The sequence below is a fragment of the Streptomyces sp. NPDC102437 genome (assembly GCF_044765565.1).
Classification (GTDB): domain Bacteria; phylum Actinomycetota; class Actinomycetes; order Streptomycetales; family Streptomycetaceae; genus Streptomyces.
Genome location: NZ_JBIWKI010000026.1, coordinates 16,176 through 33,364 on the forward strand (window position 1 = coordinate 16,176; position 17,189 = coordinate 33,364).

18 protein-coding genes and 2 pseudogenes are annotated in these 17,189 nt (G+C 71.3%); 10 read left to right on the forward strand and 10 right to left on the reverse strand.

Features of this window, described 5'->3' with window-relative positions; genetic code table 11:
* Positions 1 to 27: 27 nt before the first annotated feature.
* Both ACIRJP_RS28380 and mshA read right to left on the reverse strand, forming a co-directional pair.
* Complete coding sequence (locus ACIRJP_RS28380; RefSeq protein ID WP_404179893.1) at positions 28 to 573, reverse strand: YbjN domain-containing protein; 546 nt, start codon at positions 571 to 573, stop codon at positions 28 to 30.
* Positions 566 to 1,918 (reverse strand): D-inositol-3-phosphate glycosyltransferase, encoded by a 1,353-nt coding sequence (gene mshA, locus ACIRJP_RS28385; RefSeq protein WP_404179896.1) that lies wholly within the window; start codon positions 1,916 to 1,918, stop codon positions 566 to 568. Before mshA ends, ACIRJP_RS28380 begins: the two co-directional genes overlap by 8 nt.
* A 226-nt stretch (positions 1,919 to 2,144) precedes the next feature.
* Between mshA and ACIRJP_RS28390 the strand changes: the two genes are divergently transcribed.
* The 3 genes from ACIRJP_RS28390 to ACIRJP_RS28400 all read left to right on the forward strand — a co-directional run bounded on the left by ACIRJP_RS28390 (position 2,145) and on the right by ACIRJP_RS28400 (position 5,945).
* Positions 2,145 to 2,921 carry a class I SAM-dependent methyltransferase gene (locus ACIRJP_RS28390; protein ID WP_404179899.1) on the forward strand — a complete coding sequence of 259 codons (777 nt, stop codon included), beginning with the start codon at positions 2,145 to 2,147 and terminating at the stop codon, positions 2,919 to 2,921.
* Positions 2,922 to 3,126: 205 nt separating this feature from the next.
* A complete protein-coding gene (locus ACIRJP_RS28395; RefSeq protein WP_404179901.1) occupies positions 3,127 to 4,191 on the forward strand; it encodes a C40 family peptidase in 1,065 nt (354 codons plus the stop codon).
* Between the two features lie 404 nt (positions 4,192 to 4,595).
* Positions 4,596 to 5,945, forward strand: coding sequence for a PP2C family protein-serine/threonine phosphatase (locus ACIRJP_RS28400; RefSeq protein ID WP_404179904.1), 1,350 nt, complete (start codon positions 4,596 to 4,598; stop codon positions 5,943 to 5,945).
* Here ACIRJP_RS28400 and ACIRJP_RS28405 read toward each other — a convergent pair.
* The 4 genes from ACIRJP_RS28405 to ACIRJP_RS28420 all read right to left on the reverse strand — a co-directional run bounded on the left by ACIRJP_RS28405 (position 5,927) and on the right by ACIRJP_RS28420 (position 8,806).
* A complete protein-coding gene (locus ACIRJP_RS28405) occupies positions 5,927 to 6,268 on the reverse strand; it encodes a DUF2516 family protein (protein ID WP_404179907.1) in 342 nt (113 codons plus the stop codon). The genes ACIRJP_RS28400 and ACIRJP_RS28405 overlap by 19 nt on opposite strands.
* A gap of 160 nt (positions 6,269 to 6,428) precedes the next feature.
* Positions 6,429 to 7,094, reverse strand: a complete 666-nt coding sequence (locus tag ACIRJP_RS28410) for a hypothetical protein (protein ID WP_404179910.1) — start codon at positions 7,092 to 7,094, stop codon at positions 6,429 to 6,431.
* Between the two features lie 27 nt (positions 7,095 to 7,121).
* Positions 7,122 to 7,562, reverse strand: coding sequence for a helix-turn-helix domain-containing protein (locus ACIRJP_RS28415; protein ID WP_404179913.1), 441 nt, complete (start codon positions 7,560 to 7,562; stop codon positions 7,122 to 7,124).
* Positions 7,563 to 7,687: 125 nt separating this feature from the next.
* Positions 7,688 to 8,806, reverse strand: a complete 1,119-nt coding sequence (locus tag ACIRJP_RS28420) for an FAD-dependent oxidoreductase (protein WP_404179916.1) — start codon at positions 8,804 to 8,806, stop codon at positions 7,688 to 7,690.
* A gap of 53 nt (positions 8,807 to 8,859) precedes the next feature.
* On the opposite strand from ACIRJP_RS28420, the gene ACIRJP_RS28425 reads away from it, so the two are divergent.
* Both ACIRJP_RS28425 and ACIRJP_RS28430 read left to right on the forward strand, forming a co-directional pair.
* Complete coding sequence (locus ACIRJP_RS28425; RefSeq protein WP_404179919.1) at positions 8,860 to 9,552, forward strand: TetR/AcrR family transcriptional regulator; 693 nt, start codon at positions 8,860 to 8,862, stop codon at positions 9,550 to 9,552.
* A gap of 275 nt (positions 9,553 to 9,827) precedes the next feature.
* Positions 9,828 to 10,907 carry a protein phosphatase 2C domain-containing protein gene (locus ACIRJP_RS28430; RefSeq protein WP_404179922.1) on the forward strand — a complete coding sequence of 360 codons (1,080 nt, stop codon included), beginning with the start codon at positions 9,828 to 9,830 and terminating at the stop codon, positions 10,905 to 10,907.
* Between the two features lie 254 nt (positions 10,908 to 11,161).
* Here ACIRJP_RS28430 and ACIRJP_RS28435 read toward each other — a convergent pair whose 3' ends face one another.
* On the reverse strand, positions 11,162 to 11,785 hold the full coding sequence (locus ACIRJP_RS28435) for a TetR/AcrR family transcriptional regulator (RefSeq protein WP_404180145.1): 624 nt from the start codon (positions 11,783 to 11,785) through the stop codon (positions 11,162 to 11,164).
* Positions 11,786 to 11,905: 120 nt separating this feature from the next.
* Between ACIRJP_RS28435 and ACIRJP_RS28440 the strand changes: the two genes are divergently transcribed.
* Positions 11,906 to 12,295, forward strand: coding sequence for a hypothetical protein (locus ACIRJP_RS28440; RefSeq protein WP_404179925.1), 390 nt, complete (start codon positions 11,906 to 11,908; stop codon positions 12,293 to 12,295).
* Positions 12,296 to 12,332: 37 nt separating this feature from the next.
* On the opposite strand, the pseudogene ACIRJP_RS28445 reads toward ACIRJP_RS28440, so the two are convergent.
* Positions 12,333 to 12,434 (reverse strand): annotated as a pseudogene (locus ACIRJP_RS28445) (VOC family protein); the annotation flags it as partial.
* Between ACIRJP_RS28445 and ACIRJP_RS28450 the strand changes: the two are divergent.
* The 4 genes and pseudogenes from ACIRJP_RS28450 to ACIRJP_RS28465 form a co-directional block, all read left to right on the forward strand.
* Positions 12,428 to 12,859 (forward strand): annotated as a pseudogene (locus tag ACIRJP_RS28450) (NAD(P)-dependent oxidoreductase); the annotation flags it as partial. The pseudogenes ACIRJP_RS28445 and ACIRJP_RS28450 sit on opposite strands and share 7 nt — an antisense overlap.
* A gap of 283 nt (positions 12,860 to 13,142) precedes the next feature.
* On the forward strand, positions 13,143 to 13,670 hold the full coding sequence (locus tag ACIRJP_RS28455) for a hypothetical protein (RefSeq protein WP_404179928.1): 528 nt from the start codon (positions 13,143 to 13,145) through the stop codon (positions 13,668 to 13,670).
* Between the two features lie 93 nt (positions 13,671 to 13,763).
* Positions 13,764 to 14,684 (forward strand): oxidoreductase, encoded by a 921-nt coding sequence (locus tag ACIRJP_RS28460; protein WP_404179931.1) that lies wholly within the window; start codon positions 13,764 to 13,766, stop codon positions 14,682 to 14,684.
* Positions 14,685 to 14,852: 168 nt separating this feature from the next.
* Complete coding sequence (locus ACIRJP_RS28465) at positions 14,853 to 15,377, forward strand: DUF2199 domain-containing protein (RefSeq protein ID WP_383716857.1); 525 nt, start codon at positions 14,853 to 14,855, stop codon at positions 15,375 to 15,377.
* A 1-nt stretch (position 15,378) separates the two neighbouring features.
* Here the strand turns inward: ACIRJP_RS28465 and ACIRJP_RS28470 are convergent, their stop codons facing one another.
* Entirely contained in the window at positions 15,379 to 16,035 is a 657-nt protein-coding gene (locus ACIRJP_RS28470; RefSeq protein WP_404179935.1) for a TetR family transcriptional regulator, read from the reverse strand.
* Positions 16,036 to 16,249: 214 nt separating this feature from the next.
* Entirely contained in the window at positions 16,250 to 17,056 is an 807-nt protein-coding gene (locus tag ACIRJP_RS28475) for a TetR/AcrR family transcriptional regulator (RefSeq protein ID WP_404179937.1), read from the reverse strand.
* Positions 17,057 to 17,189: the final 133 nt, after the last annotated feature.

A 17,189-nucleotide genomic window follows, 5' to 3' on the forward strand; every position in this document is an offset into this window, starting at 1 on the left:
CGGGGTGGCCGGAGCCCGGCCCACGGGTCATCCAGCCGGGCGCTGGGTCAGATGAGTGAACGCGTCCAGGTTCCGCGTCGATTCGCCGCGCGACACCCGCCACTCGTACTCCTTGCGGATCGCGCTCGCGAAACCCAGCTCCAGCAGCGTGTTGAAGGAACCGTCGGCAGCTTCGAGGACCGTGCCGAGCAGCCGGTCCAGCTCCTGCGGGGTGACCACGGAGAGCGGCAGCTTGCCGACCAGATAGATGTCGCCGAGCCCGTCGATCGCGTAACTCACGCCGAAGAGGCGGAGATTGCGCTCCAGCAGCCAGCGGTGGACAGCGGCGTCGTTCTCGTCCGGGTGGCGGACGACGAAGGCGTTGAGGGAGAGCGAGTGCCTGCCCACCCGCAGCGAGCAGGTGGTGGACAGTTTGCGCGTGCCGGGCAGCTTGACCACGTAATCGCCCGGCGCGGGGCTCTCCCATTCGAGCCCGGCGTCCTTCAGAGTCGCCTCGATGACCTGCGCGGCCCGTGCTGTCGCCGCTTGGGCCGGTGCCACTCCATCGGGTGCGTCGTCGGGTGCGTCAGCCATGGTGCGAGCGTACGCGACGGCGGTGTTCGTGCATCGCGGCCGTGTAGACGTCGGCCGTCGCGGACGCGGCGGTGTCCCAGCCGAAGCCCTGGGCGTGCGCGGCGGCCGCGGCGCCCATCCGGGCGACGAGTTCCGGCGCGTCGGCGAACCTGGCCAGCGCCTGCGCGTACGCCTGCGGGTCGTGCCCGGGTATCAGGAAGCCGCTGACCCCGTCCCGCACCGCCACCGGGAGACCGCCCACGGCCGCCGCGACGACGGGAGTGCCCGCCGCCTGCGCCTCTATGGCGACCAGGCCGAAGGACTCGCTGTGCGAGGGCATGACCAGCACGGAGGCGGCCCGGAACCAGTCGGCGAGCTGCTCCTGGCCGACCGGAGGCTGGAACCGTACGACGTCGGCGATGCCCAGCCGCGCCGCCAGCTTCTGCAGCCCCTCCGGCTTGGCGAGGCCGCTGCCGCTCGGGCCGCCGACGACCGGTACGACCATCCGGGAGCGCAGCGTCGGATCGCGGTCCAGCAGGACGGCGACCGCCCGCAGCAGCACGTCCGGGGCCTTCAGCGGCTGGATGCGCCCCGCGAAGAGCGGGATCAGGGCGTCCCTGGGCAGCCCGAGGCGCGCCCGTGCCGCGGCCCGCCCGTCGGCGGGGCTGAAGCGGCCCAGGTTGACCCCGGGATGGACGACGGCGACGGACCCGGGATCGGCGTCGTAGAAGCGGACCAGCTCGTCCGCCTCCCCGGTGGTGTTGGCGATCAGCCGGTCGGCCGCGCTGACGATCTGGGTCTCACCGATGACGCGGGCCGCCGGCTCGGGGGTGTCGCCCTCCGCGAGCGCCGCGTTCTTGACCTTCGCCATGGTGTGCATGGCGTGGACGAGCGGGACGCCCCAGCGCTGGGCGGCGAGCCAGCCGACATGGCCGGAGAGCCAGTAGTGGGAGTGGACGAGGTCGTAGTAGCCGGGGCGCTGACCGGCCCACGCCTGCATCACGCCGTGCGTGAAGGCGCAGAGCTGGGCGGGCAGTTCCTCCTTGGCCAGCCCCTCGTACGGTCCGGCGTCGACGTGCCGGACCAGGACGCCGGGGGCCAGTTCGACCACCGGGGGCAGCCCGCCGGTGGTGGACCGGGTGAAGATCTCGACCTCGACGCCGATCTCGGCGAGCCGCCTGGCCAGCTCCACGATGTAGACGTTCATGCCGCCCGCGTCGCCGGTGCCCGGCTGGTGCAGCGGTGAGGTGTGCACGGAGAGCATCGCGATGCGGCGGGGTTTGCGGTGGCCGCCGGGGAACGCGGCGGGGAACCTGAGGCGCGGTGCGACCCGGCTGCTGCCGAGCCGGGAGACGTACTGGCTCACGTCGTCCGGTCCTCCTCACTCAGGGCATGACGGCTGAGGGACCCGAGCCCCTGCGAACGGCTGCAACAGCGGAATCTCTCCTTTCATTTCCGCTTTACCAAATCATTACGGTGCGTGCGTCGCACCCGGGGCGCGTGCACCGGCGCGCGCCACCCGCCCGCCGGACCGCCACCGGACCGACCCCCGCGCCGCCTGCCGCCCCCCGCGAGATCGTTACGCTCGCTTCATGCGCCCCATCGGCACCGCGACCCGCGGGACCACCAACCCGAACCGGCTCCGCCGCATGGACCGCTGGATCGCCGCCACCCACGGCCCGGCCCTGCGCCGCGCCGCCCACCCCACCGCCGTCGACCTCGGATACGGCGCCGCACCCTGGACCGCCGTCGAACTGCTGCACCGGCTGCGCACCGCCGAGCCGCGCACGGCCGTGGTCGGCGTCGAGATCGATCCGGAGCGGGTCGCGGCGGCGAAACCGTACGAACGCGAGGGCCTGACCTTCCTGCACGGCGGGTTCGAGATCCCGCTCCCCGAGCGCCCCGACCTGATCCGCGCGGCGAACGTGCTGCGCCAGTACGACGAGGGCGAGGTCGCCGCGGTCTGGCGCCGGCTGTGCGCCCGTCTCGCGCCGGGCGGGCTCCTGGTGGAGGGCACCTGCGACGAGATCGGGCGACGGCACGTGTGGGTGGCGCTCGGCCCGGAGGGGCCGCGCACGGTCACGTTCGCGACCCGGCTCGCCTCCCTGGACCGCCCCTCCGACCTGGCGGAGCGCCTGCCCAAGGCCCTGATCCACCGCAATGTGCCGGGCGAACCGGTCCACGCGTTCCTGCGGGACTTCGACCGGGCTTGGGCCGCGGCGGCCCCGTACGCCTCGCTGGGCGTCCGGCAGCGCTGGATCACGGCGGTGCGGTCGCTGTCCGGCGACTGGCCGCTGGCCGACGGGGTGCGGCGGTGGCGCCAGGGCGAAGTCACGGTGAAATGGGCCGCCCTGCAGCCCAACCCGTGAGCCGACTCCCGCTGAACGGACGCGGCGGGGCCGGATCCGGGGAGGCGGACGGGAACGCGGACGGGGCATCGTTCGTCCAGAGAGAGGGGAGAGCGACCGTCGGACTGCGACCGTGCGCCTCTGTTGCTTTTCGGTACGGCATGGCACGATCTCGACATCGGCTAAAAGTTACTGACGGTAAATCAGATTCATTCGGGGGGATCTCGTGAACCGACGTCACTGTGCCTCAGCCGCGATCACTCTGGTCTGCGCGCTGTCCGTACTCATCACGCCGATCCAGGCCTTCGCCAAGCCCGTGCCACCATCCTCCTCCGATTCCGGTTCCGGGGCGCCGAAGAAGAGCCTCGAAGAGGTGCGCAAGGAGATCGACGCCCTCTACCGCAAGGCGGGGGCGGCCACCGACGCGTACAACCTCGCCGAGGAGAAGGCCGAGAAGCAGTCCGGCGAGATCGTGAAACTGGCCCGCGCCATAGTGGTGGGCCAGTCGAAGATCGCCGAGCTCAAGAGCCAGGCGGGCGCCCAGGCCCGCGAGCAGTACCGCACCGGCGGGCTGCCGCCCGGCGCCCAGTTCATGCTCAGCGACGACCCGCAGCTGTTCCTGGACGGGGTGAGCCGGGTCAGGGAGGGCCAGCAGGCCGCCCAGGGCGTGCTCGGCGAACTGACCAGGACCCAGCAGGACCTGGAGACGTACACCAAGGACGCGAGCACCAACTGGCAGAAGCTCGAAGCCAACCGGGTCAAGCAGGCCAAGGCCAAGAAGAAGATCAACGCGCAGATCGCCGCGGCGAAGAAGCTGGAGTCACAGCTCAAGAAGGAGGAGCGGGCCCGCCTGCTCAAGCTGGAGCAGGAGGCCGAGTACAAGCAGCAGACGGCCTGGCTCAGCTCCGGCGCCCTCAAGGAGATCAACCGCGAGGCGAGCGCGCGCGGCAAGAAGGCGGTGGCCTTCGCGACCGACCAGATCGGCAAGCCGTACGTCTGGGGCGCCGAGGGTCCCAAGTCGTACGACTGCTCGGGGCTCACGTCCCAGGCCTGGCTTGCGGCGGGCCGGCCGATCCCGCGCACCTCGCAGGAGCAATGGCGGCTGCTGCCGCACATAGCGATCAAGGACATGCGCCCCGGCGACCTGATCATCTACCACAGTGACGCCAGTCACGTGGGCATGTACATCGGCGACGGCGCGATCGTCCACGCCCCCCGCCCCGGCCGCAATGTCACGCTGGCGGGCGCGGGCTCGATGCAGATACTCGGGGTCGTACGCCCGGACAAGTAGGCGCGTGCCCCTCCGCACGGCATCCGCCCGGCAGCCACCCGGCATCCGCGCGGAGGGCTCCACGTCGCGTCCGCGGAGGCGCCGCCCGGAGCGCCTGAGCGCCTCCGTGGAGGTGCCCAGTGCCTTCGCGCGAGCGGCCCGGATCGCCCGTGCCCGCACGGGCGTGACCCGCGCCACCCGCCGCCCACCACCCGCGTGACCTTTGTCATGTCCCGATACCCACCCCGGGTCCGGCACATCTCGCCGGATCCGTGACCTGACGCGGCTTATGACTGTGCATATGCCGGAGGCCGATCGCGGAACGCCATTCCGTTCCACCGCCACAGCCCGCTATCGTCCCCGTCTGGCGGATCGTCGATCGTCGGTCCGCCGCGCCCTCGGGGGGAGGGAAGGAAACCGAACCGATGCCCGTACCCGTACCGCAGCAACGCTCCGATGCCGCTGCGGAGACCTCCCACGACGCCGTCCTCACACTCCTGGTGATCGAGGACGACCCGGCGGGCACCTTCACCGTCCCCGAGCTCCCGGCCGCGGCCGGCACGAGGGTGCGTATCCGCACCGCCCGCAACCTGACCGAGGCGGGCCGACTCCTCACGGACGACGTCGACTGCATACTGCTGGACCTGGCCCTGCCCACCGGCAGCGAGACCCGCACCTCCGGGGCCGGCGACACGGCCGGACCCGACGGGCTCGTCACCCTCGAACACGTCCTGCGGATCGCCCCGCGCCACGCCGTCCTCGCCCTCACGGCACAGGACGACACCGCGCTGGCCGTCGAGGCGGTACGGGTCGGCGCCCAGGACTACCTCTTCCGCGACGAACTCGACGGCCGGCTGCTCAGCCGCGCCATCCGGTACGCCGTCGAGCGCAAGCGCGCCGACGTCGCCCAGCGCCGGCTCACCGAGTCCACGCTGCGCGCCCAGGAGAACGCCCGCCTCGAACGCGGCCTGCTCCCGACGCCACTGCTCGAAGGCTCCGATCTGCGCTTCGCGGCCCGCTACCGCCCCGGCCGCAGCCGCGCGCTGCTCGGCGGGGACTTCTACGACACGGTCCGTACGCCCGACGGCACCGTCCACGCGATGATCGGCGACGTCTGCGGGCACGGCCCCGACGAGGCGGCGCTCGGCGTGGAACTGCGCATCGCGTGGCGGGCGTTGACCCTGGCCGGGCTCTGCGGCGACGAACTGCTCTCCACCCTCCAGCAGGTCCTGGAGCACGAGCGGGAGAGCGAGGAGATCTTCGCGACGCTCTGCACCGTAGACATCGCCCCCGACGGCCGGCGCGCCGGACTCTGCCTGGCCGGCCACCCCGCCCCGCTGATCGCCCGGCAGGGACAGGCCGCGCGCCTGCTCCCGTACGAGGACGGCGGTCCCGCCCTGGGGCTGCTGCCGCGCGCACGATGGCCGCGCCGGCACGTGGATCTCGGCTCCACCTGGAGCCTGATGATGTACACGGACGGGCTGATCGAGGGGCGCGTGGGCCCGGTCGGCTCTCAGCGGCTGGGCCAGGACGGCATGGTCGCGATGATCAACCAGCAACTGGCGCAGGGGCTCATCGGCGAGAACCTCCTGGAGGCCGCGGTCGCCCAGGTGCGGGAGCTGAACGGCGGCGAACTGACCGACGACGTCGCGGTCCTCCTGCTCGACCGCGACCAGGAGAGCGTCCGCCGCCGGACCCCGGACGGCGAACGGGGCCGGAGAATCCCCCGGCCCCGCAACGCGAACCCCGCGAGCGCTCAGCGCCCGCCGTTGTAGGGCCCGTACGGCCCGTCGCTGCTGGATCCGCCACGCCGGCCTCCGCCCGAGACCGCCCGCAGCGCGGGCCTCACGTCCACCAGGAAGACGATGGACGCGACCACGCCCGCGAGCTGCAGGAACAGCACCGACATGTAGAGGCTCAACAGGTTCACGGCGACAGCGATGCCGAGGATGATCAGCCAGAAGGACTTCTTCTGCTTGTCCGCGGCCGGGTAGGCGTCCTCACGGGCCAACGCCGCCATGACCAGCGCGACCACCGCCAGCACCATCATGGCCACGTAGAGCAGCAGGACGAATGTGCTGAAGCCTGTGAGCAACATGGTGTGCACCGCCTAATAAATGGATGAGCGCCTCGCGGCCAAGGTACCGGGACAACGGGCCGGGCTCCCCTGATGGTGCCCGGCCCGCGCCCCGTCACACACTTCGGCGCCACAGCGCCGCCGCAGGCGCCGCGGCACGCGCGGGGATCCCCCCGCTCCGCTACTTCGCGCTCGGCGGAGTCGTCTTCTTGGCGACGGGCTTGCGCACGGGCGCCTTCTTGGCGGGCGCGGCCGGGGCCTTGCTCTCCGGCCTGACAGCCTTCGGCGCGGGCTTCGGCGCGGGCTTCGGCGCGGGTTTGGCGGGACCGGGCTTGGCGGGACCGGGCTTGGCGACCGGCGTGGTCCTCGCGGTGCCCGTCGGCTTGGACTCCTTGCGCGGCTCGACGACGACGGCGATCTCGACGATCTCGTCGGCCGTCTCGCCCCGCCAGTTCCGCACGGTCTGCTCGCCGCGCTCGGCGACCTTCTCGTACGTCTCCCGGGCCCGCACCGCGTACTCCGCGGCCACGCCCAGGCTCCGCAGCGCCAGGTCCTGCGCGCTCTCGCCCAGCTTCCGCAGATCGCTGTCGAACGACCCGATCACCTCGGTGACCTTGGCCTGCACGGTGGCCTGCGCCTCCTTGGCCTGCGAGGTCACCTTCTCCTGCACGACCTTGGGGTCGGTGTTGCGCACGGCCTCGATACGCTCCGGCGCCTCGGCACGCAGCTGCTCGATCAGCGCGGGGACCTTGCGCGCCTGCTCGACGGCGAGATCGGCCGTACCGGCGGCGAAGTAGAGGGGGGTCGGGTCGGTGAGGGTCTTGCGCAGGTCATCGGTGATGGCCATGACTGTGGTCCTCCCGGATCATCAGACTCAGTGTGAAGGTTTCTCAGGCTTTGAATGCGCGGAGGGCGCTGACTCGTCGCCGGTCTCGGATCCGGCAGCGACGCCGGATTCCGGTCCGGGCTCGAATCCGTTCTCCTTGCGGAAGGAGTCGTAGATCTGCAGCAGAACACTCTTCTGCCGCTCGTTTATGGACGGATCGGCCAGAATCACCGCCCGCGTCTCCAGCTCCTCCCGCTCCCGCTCGTCCAGAATCCCGGCCCGTACGTAGAGGGTCTCGGCGGAGATCCGCAGCGCCTTGGCGACCTGCTGCAACACCTCGGCGCTCGGCTTGCGCAGCCCGCGCTCGATCTGGCTGAGGTAGGGATTGGACACCCCGGCGGCATCGGCGAGCTGCCGCAGGGACAGCTGCGCGTTGCGCCGCTGCTCGCGCAGGTACTCACCGAGACTGCCGACGTTGAGGGATGCCATACCCCGATGGTGCGCCACCCCTGCTAACTTTTGCAAGCAGTCGCTTGCAAAAGTGCGCCAAACCACTCGTCCGGCCCCGTGAAGCCGTGGCGAGCCATTGATGCCGGCGCTCTGGCGCCAGGCAGTCACGATGGCTGGACTTGATCGAAGAGGGCGAGGGCTTCGGAGGGGTCCGGGCTCACGAGGCGGTCCAGACCGGCCGTCGTGATCTTCGCCCATCTGCCGGCCCGTGCCCACATCCGTTCCTCGAAGGCGCGGACGATCTCGTCCAGATCTCCAGGGTCGGTGGCGATGGACTCGGCGAGTTCGGCGCCCTCCAGCATCGCGAGGTTCGCGCCCGCCCCCAATGGGGGCATCAGATGGGCGGCGTCGCCCATCAGCGTCACCCCGAAGACATGGGTCCAGGTGTGGGACACGGGCAGGGCATAGAGGGGGCGGTGGACGAAAGCGGTGCTGCGGCGGAGGAGGTCGAGTACGGGAGCGGCCCAGCCGTCGAACAGAGCCAGCAGGCTCGATCGCGCGACCTCGACGTCGGCCAGGTCCAGTTCCGCGTGCCAGTCCAGCGGCCCGCGGAACTGGACGTACACCTTGACGTGGCCACCGCTGTTGCGCTGGGCGACGAGAGCTCGGTTCACGCCGTACACAGCCACGGAACCGTCGCCGACCAGCCGGGCGAGGTCAGGGTGGCGGTTGTCGACGTCGTCCAGGGAGGCCTCGACCGAGGTGACGCCGGTGTAGTGCGGCGTCACCGACGAGACTGCCGGGCGGATCCGGGACCAGGCACCGTCCGCGCCGACCACTAGGTCGAACGCTTCCTGTCGCCCGTCCGCGAAATGGACCAGCACCCCATCCTGGGTTCCCGGCACCACCTGCGTCACGCTCCGCCCCCACCGCACGTCGACAGGGCCGAGCAGCAGGTCACGGAGTTGCCCACGATCGATCTCGGGGTTGGACTGTTCATCCGGACGGGGTCGCCAGTCACGCAGGACGGTCCCGTCCACGTCCAGGATGCGCATGGCCTGTCCCTCGGGACGGGACAGCGCCTGGAACTCCGCCAGCAGCCCCGCCTTGTCCAGTGCGAGCTGACCCAGCCCTTCACGCAGGTCCAGCGTGCCGCCCGGGGGGCGGGCGTCGGGGGCGGGATCGCGTTCGAGGACGGCGACGGGGTGGCCATGGCGGTGCAGGACACGGGCGAAGGTAAGGCCGGCAGGACCGCTCCCGACCACTGCGATGCGACGTCTCATGTCGATACACCGTATTAGGTCAATACGATGTATCGCAACGGTACGATGTCGCCATGACTGTGTGGGACCGGCCGGAGCCGCCGACTCAACCCGTGCCGCTCGACCGGGAGCGGATCGTCGCCGCCGCCATCGCGCTGGCCGACGAGGGCGGGCTGGAGGCGGTGTCCTTGCGCAAGATCGCCGCCCGCCTGGACGCCGGCCCCATGCGCCTGTACAGATACATCTCCACCAAGGAGGAGCTGTTCGACCTCATGGTGGACGAGGTCCACGCCGAGATCCGCGCCGAGGAGCCGCCCGGTGACTGGCGGGAGGCGTTGCGCGTCCTCGCCCAGCGCACCAGGCAGGCCACCCTCCGTCACGAATGGCTGGCCGACCTCCTCGGCGGTCGCCCGGCCCTGGGTCCGAACCGCCTCGCCGTCACCGAGGCCACGCTGGCCGCCTTCGACGGCCTCACGGACATCGACACCGTCATGCGCGCCGTGGAGACTGTCAGCGCGTACTTCATCGGTGCGATCAGGCGCGAGATCACGAACCTGCGGGCCGAGCGCGCAACGGGCCTGTCCAAGCACGACTGGCAGCGGGCCTCCGGCCCGCATCTGACGAGCATGCTGGCCACCGGCCGCTTCCCGGCGCTGGCCAAGGCCGTGTACGAGGGGACGGACGTGGACGCCGAGACATCCTTCGCGACCGGCCTGGACTGGGTCCTCGACGCCGTGGCCGCCAAACTCGCCCGGCCGCCGGCGTGACGCTCGGCTCCTGCCGAATGGGAGCGAGGCAGGCCGCCGGGGCGAACGCCTCCACGGCCCGGTCACCCGGCGACGGTGCGTTCATGGGCTCGATGGTGGCGTGGTCCGTCCTGTCGGCGAGTCACGGGACCTGAGCTCGGCCGCTCAGCCTGCTGCCCGGTGAGCGGAGATCGTCCGACCGAACCGGCGCGGGACTGCGGTTGACCTTCACCTTGGGGGAAGCCACAGCATCGGTGGTGCCGGGCGACGTGCCCGGCACAAGGAGGAGAACGGGCATGGAACTGCTGACCATCGGGGCGTTCGCGAAGGTGTCCCGGCTGTCACCGAAGGCGCTGCGTCTTTATGACGAGCTCGGTCTGCTGACTCCCACCCGCGTCGACCCGGTGACCGGCTACCGCCTCTACGCACCGGAACTGCTGGAGCAGGCCCGAATGGTCGCCTGGCTCCGGCGCCTGGGGATGCCCCTGGCCCGGATCCGGCAGGTCCGCACGCTGGAGCCGGCCGCGGCGGCGCAGGAGATCCGCGCGTTCTGGGCGCAGGTCGAGGCCGACACCGCCGCACGGCGGGACCTCGCTTCCTTCCTCATCGACCACCTTTCCTGGAAGGACCCCGCCATGTCCTCGACCACCGGCCCCCTGGGGATCCGTTACGCCGCCCTGTCCGACACGGGCCTCGTCCGCGAAAGCAACCAGGACACCGCCTACGCCGGGTCCCGTCTGCTCGCCGTCGCCGACGGCTACGGCAGCACGGGAGCCCCGGCCAGTGCGGCCGCCGTCGACGCGCTCAAGCACCTGGAGACCGGCAGCGTCCCGGCGGGCGATCTCCTCAACGTCCTCGAAGACGCCGTGGAGCAGGCGAAACAGGCCGTCAACGGCGTCTTTGGGCCCGGCTCGTCGTCCGAAGAGGCCGGCACCACGCTCACCGCGATGCTCTGGACCGGATCACAACTGGCCCTCGTCCACATCGGCGACTCCCGTGCCCATCTCCTGCGGGACGGAGAGCTGTTCCAGATCACCCACGACCACACCCTGGTGCAGTCGATGGTCGACGAGGGACGCATCAGCGCGGAAGAAGCCGTCTCCCACCCCCAGCGGTCGCTGCTGATAAGGGCCTTGGGCCAAGGAACCGACGGCACCCCCGACATGCGCCTCCACGACGCTCGGCGGGGAGACCGGTACCTGCTCTGCTCCGACGGCCTGTCGGCCGTCGTGCGGAGCGAGGAGATCAGCCGGGTGCTCCGCGAGGTCCCGGAGCCCGAGCGGGCGGTACGCGAACTCATCGCCCTCGCCAACGGATCCGGCGGCCCGGACAACGTCAGCTGCGTCGTCGCCGACGTCGTGGAGTTCCAGCAGTAGGAGCGGGCGGCATGCATTTCGAGTTGCACCGGATCCGCTCCCAGGAACTCATCCGCGAGGCGGACGCATACCGGCTCGCCCACCAAGTCAGAAAGGCCGGATCGGCTCCCCGGCCCAGGCCGGCCGGCACATGGCGCCCGACGCCACGGCGCCTGCTGGCCCGGCTCTGCCGGTGACGCGAACCTCCTGGGAAACCCCGTGCTGGACTGAGGAGTTACGGTGGGCGGCGGGGTGGGGTGGTCACGAAGAGTTCGTCACGAAGCGCCCGCATCGTGATCGATGAGGGACATGCCGGACACCAGAGCGCGGGCGGTGTCGGCGAAGTACTGCTCGTCGGCGCCGGGGGCGAGGCCGAGGGCAACGCCCTGGGCGAGGCCGACGAACAGCGCCCTGAGCGCGGTGGTCAGGCGTTGCGCCTGATCCGGGGTCACGACGCCCCCGTCGTAGGGCCGCCCGGCGAACAGTGCGATCAGGTGCTCCTCCTGCGACCGGACGGAGGTGGCGAGCCGGGCCCCCAGCTCCGGGTCGTGCAGGGCCATGTCCAGCAGGGTGATCTGGAGCGACAGGCCTGACCGCGCGTCCGGGGCGTCACAACCGCACCGGTAGTGCCGGGCGAAGGCGTCGACCGCTTCGAGCAGATCCAGTTCAGCGGGCACCGCCCGCTCGATCTCTTCGTAGTACGGCCGCAGATGGTCGGCGACCAGGGCCACCACCAGGCCGCTCTTGCTCCCGAACAGCGAGTAGATCGCGCCGGTGGTCAGGTCGGCCCGGTCGGCGATCTCGTCGAGCCTGGCGCGGTACCCGTCCCGGGAGACGACCTGGAACGCGGCATCCAGCAGGGCGCGGCGGTTGCGCTCCTTGGTCTCCGCTCTCGTCATTCTCATAATTTCATTATTACCGTAATCTCATTACGGAACCAGCCGGTACGAGCTTCGGCACCGGTTTCGGTACGAGGTACGAGCTCCGGTACGAGGTACGAGTTTTGGGGAGGAACGCTCATGCTCACGACCCAGGTCGCGACACCGCCGTGGACCCGTTGGACGGTGGGGATCGTCGCCGATGGCGTCTTCAAGGTGCTGCTCGCCGCCGTCTGCATCGCCGGCGCCGCCCCGCTCGGCCGGCTGCTCGGCGTGCCCGGCTGGCTGATGGCCGCATCCGGCCTGGCCCTGCTGGTCGGCGGTGGGATCGAGATCCGGTACGCACGCCGGCGACCGTTGCGCACCTACCTGCGGCTCATGGCCGCCTACGACACCGGCTGGGCGCTGACGGGCGCAGTCGGCCTCCTGTTGGCGTGGCAGGGAAACGGCGCCGGGGGTGAGGTGTGGATCGGGTACCAGACGGCCGCGCCCCTCGCGTTCGCCGCGCTGCTGGGGCCTGCCCGGCCCTGATCCGCCGGAATGGCCCCGGCCCCGCCGAAACCGCCGGTCAGGCTTGGCAGATGCAGAAGGGGTGACCGGCCGGATCGGTGAGGACCCGCGCCCTGCCGGCCTCATGAGGCTGGTGATCCGGTCTGCCCGCACCCAGCTCAGGACGCGCTGGGCGGCACCCATACCCACCTCGGCAAGGCGATCGGCCGGGCAGCCGCGTACGACATCGCACTGCTCGACATCTTCTGGACCGCGATGGCGGGGTACGCCCATGCCCTGGCGGTCGCACGGGCGGAGGGAATCACCGCGCGGGAGCCGGCCCCGTTCGCCAAGGGCATCGGCGCCATCCTCCCGCCGATCTTCGAGGAGACCGCGGCGGACGTGGACGGCGGAAGGTTCCCCGGCGACGACAACCCGCTCACCTCGGCGGCGCCCTCCATCACCCATATCGTCCACGCCTCCGAGGCCCACGGCATCGACGCCGCTCTGATGCGCACGGCCGATGACCTGGCCCGCCAGGCCATCAGCCGTGGTCACGGCACCGACGGGTTCCTCCGGATCACCGAGTTGCTGAGCCGCCGCTGAGCGAACGCCTGGGGGAGAATGCCGCGGGGGTTCCCCCTGTCGGCGGCCCGATCACGCCTGGGAAGAGGCCCGGCTCTGGGTAACGTATCCGGAAATATCCCCATGCCGGAGACGGATCCTCATGGCTGACGACAGGGACGACGAGAACACGGCCACTGGCCCCGCAGCACGGGGACAAAGGCACGGGCACGGGCGGGGAGACGGGCACGGGCGGGGACACGGCCTCGGGAGCGGGCGCGGGCGCGGCCTCAGGAGCGGGCTCGCTCGCGACGGTGCCTCAGTAGTGCCGAGGACCGCCGTCATCGCGGGCGGCGGAGCACTGGCCGTCTGGGAGCCCGCGTTCACACTCGGGGCCTACAACGTCATCTTCTACTACCAGATGCTCACCCTCTGGGCGGTGTCGACGGCGGTGCTGCTGGCCGGCTTCGCGATGCGCGAGCGCGGGCCGCGGCACGGCTGGCTGTACTGGTCCTGCCTGGCGCTGCCCAGCGCCTGGATCGTCCTCGCCGCCGTCGTGCCGCGGCACAGCGGCAACTGGCAGGGCGAGGCGCTCTACCTGATCGGCGGCATCATCAGCGTCATCGGCACCCCGCTGTTGACCTGGGTGCTCCTCCAGCTCCTGCTGTTCGGGGAGTCGGAACTCTCCGTGCACCAGCGCCGGACAGTCATCGGCGCCGTCGCGCTCGTCGGCGTACTGGCCTTCCTGCTCGGGGAGTTCAACGATGTCTTCCTCACCTGCGGGGACTTCGACATCAGCGGCAACAGCGTCCCCTCCGGCTGCAGGCCGGGCCACGCCTCGCCGCTCGGCTGACCCACGAGCACGGCACGGAGACACGGCTGTACGGCACGGAGGCACGGCTGTACGGAGGTGACGGGACGGCCCTCAAGGCGCGATGCTGCCCCCATGACCTCCTCAGAGATCTTTCCGACCCCCGATTCCGGTTCCCTGTCCACCACCGGCGCCACCCCGGGCCCCGGCGTCTTCGAACTGGGTGGCACCGTCACCATCCCGCGGCTCGGCTTCGGCGCGATGCAGCTCCCGGGACGGTGGAGCGGACCGGCCGGAGACACGGCGAAGGCCGTCGCCGTGGCGCGGCGCGCCGTCGAGCTCGGGGCGCGGTACATCGACACCGCCGCCTTCTACTTCTCCCCCACCCACCGGGCCAACGACCTGCTGCGCGAGGCGCTGTTCCCGTACCCCCCGGACGTCACCATCGCCACCAAGGTCGGCCCGCTGCGGAACGAGACCGGTGAGATGTACGCCGAGGCCCGCCCCGATCAGCTGCGCGGGGAGGTGGAGCGGAATCTGGAGGACCTCGGGGTCGACACCCTCGACCTGGTGCATCTGCGGGTCGGACGGCTGAGCGGCGGCGTCGTGGAGCCGATCGGTGAACGGTTCGCCGTGCTTGCCGCGCTGCGCGAGGAAGGGCTGATCCGGCAGCTGGGCGTCAGCAACGTGACGAGCGGGCAGCTCGCGGAGGCCCGGTCGATCGCGCCGGTCGCCGCCGTCCAGAACCGTTTCGGTGTGCTCGACCAGGCCGACGCCGCGCTCGTCGACGAGTGCGCGGACGCCGGTATCGCCTACATGCCGTTCTTCGCGCTCGGCGGCGGTCACACCGATCTCTGCGAACAGAACCTCCGGAAGGTGAGCGAGCGGCACGGCGCGACGGTGCACCAGGTGGCCATCGCATGGGGCCTGGCCCGCTCGCCCTCGATCGTGCAGATCCCGGGCACCGCCTCGCTCGCCCACCTGGAGGAGAACATGGCCGCCGGACACCTGGTCCTCGACGAGGACGACATGGCGCTGCTCGGCCGCCTGGGCTGACCGCACACGCGGACGCGACCGACACGGCCCCCGGTCCACCGCGTCCGGGCAGCGCGGTCGCGTCCGCCTGCGAGGACGCCGGGATCACTCCCGTCGTCCTCCACGCGACGGCCGACAGTGACGGCAAGCGGCGGACAGCGGCCCGGCCGCAGGACCTAGGATCCGCCCATGGCTATCGACCCCGGCTACATCTGCTCCCGCTGCGGCGAACACCACGCGGAACTCCCGATGGGGTACTCGACCATGGCACCCGACGTCTGGGACGCGGGTCTGGAAAGCGACCCCGACAGCATGCTCTCCTCCGACCAGTGCATCGTCAGACACGAGCACTACTTCATCAAGGGCCTGATCGAGATACCCGTGTTCGGCAGCGAGGAGCCCTTCTCCTGGGGCGTCTGGGTCTCGCTCAGCCGGGAGAACTTCGCCCGCGCCCTCGATGTGTGGGAGACCCCGGGCCGCGAGTCCGAGCAGCCGTACTTCGGCTGGCTGAGCACCGAGCTGGGGCTGTACACGCCCCGCACGACCAACCTCAGGACCAACGCCCACACCCGTCCGATCGGCCGGCGCCCCAGCATCGAGCTGGAGCCCACCGATCACCCGCTCGCCGTGGAACAGCGCACCGGCATCACCCGGGACCGGGTGCGGGAGATCGCCGAAGCGGTGCTGCACGCCGAGGACGAGCGGCCCTCCTGAGCTACCGCTTCTCCCCGAGCCCCGACCGCAGCTGCGCGAAGGCGAGCTCGGCCGCCTCGACCGCGTCCGCGTACACCTGCCGCGCGCTCTCCCCCGCGTCGATCCGCCGCCAGTTCTCCAGGGCGAGGATGCGCTGTACGGCGATGATCTGGCCCGCCGCGAGCCGGTCCGCCACCCGGTCGCCCAGCGCACGGGCGAGTGCCGCCTCCGAGCGGCTCTGGTAGCCGTACAGGCGGGCCACCAGGGACGGCGTCCCGTACAGCAGCCGCTGGTACGCCAGCACCTGCGGCACATCGCAGAGCCCTGTCACCGGGTCGCCCCGCTCCAGCCCGTCCAGGAAGTTGCGGCGCAGCGCGTCCAGCGGGGATTCGGTCTCCGCACGGGTGGCGACCACGCGGGCCGCCTCGTCCTCGTGGTCGGCGAACCGGTGCAGGACCAGGTCCTCCTTGGCCGGGAAGTACCGGAACAGGGTCGGCTTCGAGATGTCGGCCGCCGCCGCCACCTCCGCCACCGAGACCTTGTCGAAGCCCCGCTCCAGGAACATCGCGATCGCGGCCTCGGAGACCGCCTGGTAGGTCAGCTGCTTCTTCCGCTCCCGCAGGCTCATCTGCTCGTGGGCCGCTCCCGCCGTCCCGGGTCCGGGCTTCTCTCCGTCCATGACTCCGAAGCGTACGCCCTTGACCTCAAGCGGACTTGACGTCCGAGGGCGCCCGCGAGCGGCCGCACGGGCCCGTGACGGGGCTGCCCGGCCCGGCGGCGGGTCCGCCCGGGTCCGGGTGAGGTGGTGACCGGGGCGAGTCACGTTGACACCGGCCTCACGGAGCCCCGATCCGCGCGTGTACGCCCACGAAGCCCCCGCACGCCACCCACCGTCAGGCCCGGGACCTCGCCCGCGCCTCCACCAGCGCCTCGATCCCGTCCAGCACCCGCGCCAGCCCGAACGTGAATTCCTCGTCGGGCCCGCGCGGCACCTCCAGCACCTCGGATTCCAGCACCCTGGAGAGCGACGGATGGTGTACGGGGTCGACGAGCCGGTTCAGGGTGCGGGTGTACCCGTCCGCCACCTCCTGCGCCGGGATGCCGCGCGCTTCCACGGCGGCCGCGAGATCACCCATCAGCAGCGCCTCGTTCCGTACGAACCCGTTGACGAGCAGGATGACGGAGACCTCGTCGCGCGGGTCCAGACCGGTGCCTTCGAGAGCCCGCAGGCCCTGCTCCCACCAGGCGACGGAGTTCGGGCTTGCGGGCGGGCCCGCGACCGGGATGCGGAGCATCCACAGATTGCGGTGGAACACCCGGCGCTGCGCCCAGGCCCACTGCGTGAGCGCCTCCCGCCAGCCGGCCCCGCTCTCCAGCGAGGGCAGCGGGGGCGGCGGGCCCATCGCCGCCTCCTGCATCAGGACGTAAAGCTCCGCCTTGGCGGACACGTACCGGTAGAGCGACATCGTCGAGGCCCCCAGGTCCTTGGCGACCCGCCCCATCGACACCCCGCCGAGCCCCTCGGACGCCGCCACCGCCACCGCGGCGTCCACGATGCGCGCCAGACTCAGCCCCGGCTTCGGCCCCTTGACCGGCCGCGCCCGCAGCCCCCAGGCGGCTTCGATACTGGCCGGCAGGCCCGTGCCGCCCGGCGAGCCCTTCTCCTCAGTCACCTGAACCCCACCTTCCCTCGATCCCATCCTAGATTTGCGTAGCGCATACACATTCCTGCGTATAGCGCACGCAGAGGAGCGGATCAGGAGGCTGCGGCGGTGCGCGGGTGCGACTCGAATCGCCTTCCCGGACGCCCCTGGCGGAGGAGGGAGACATGGC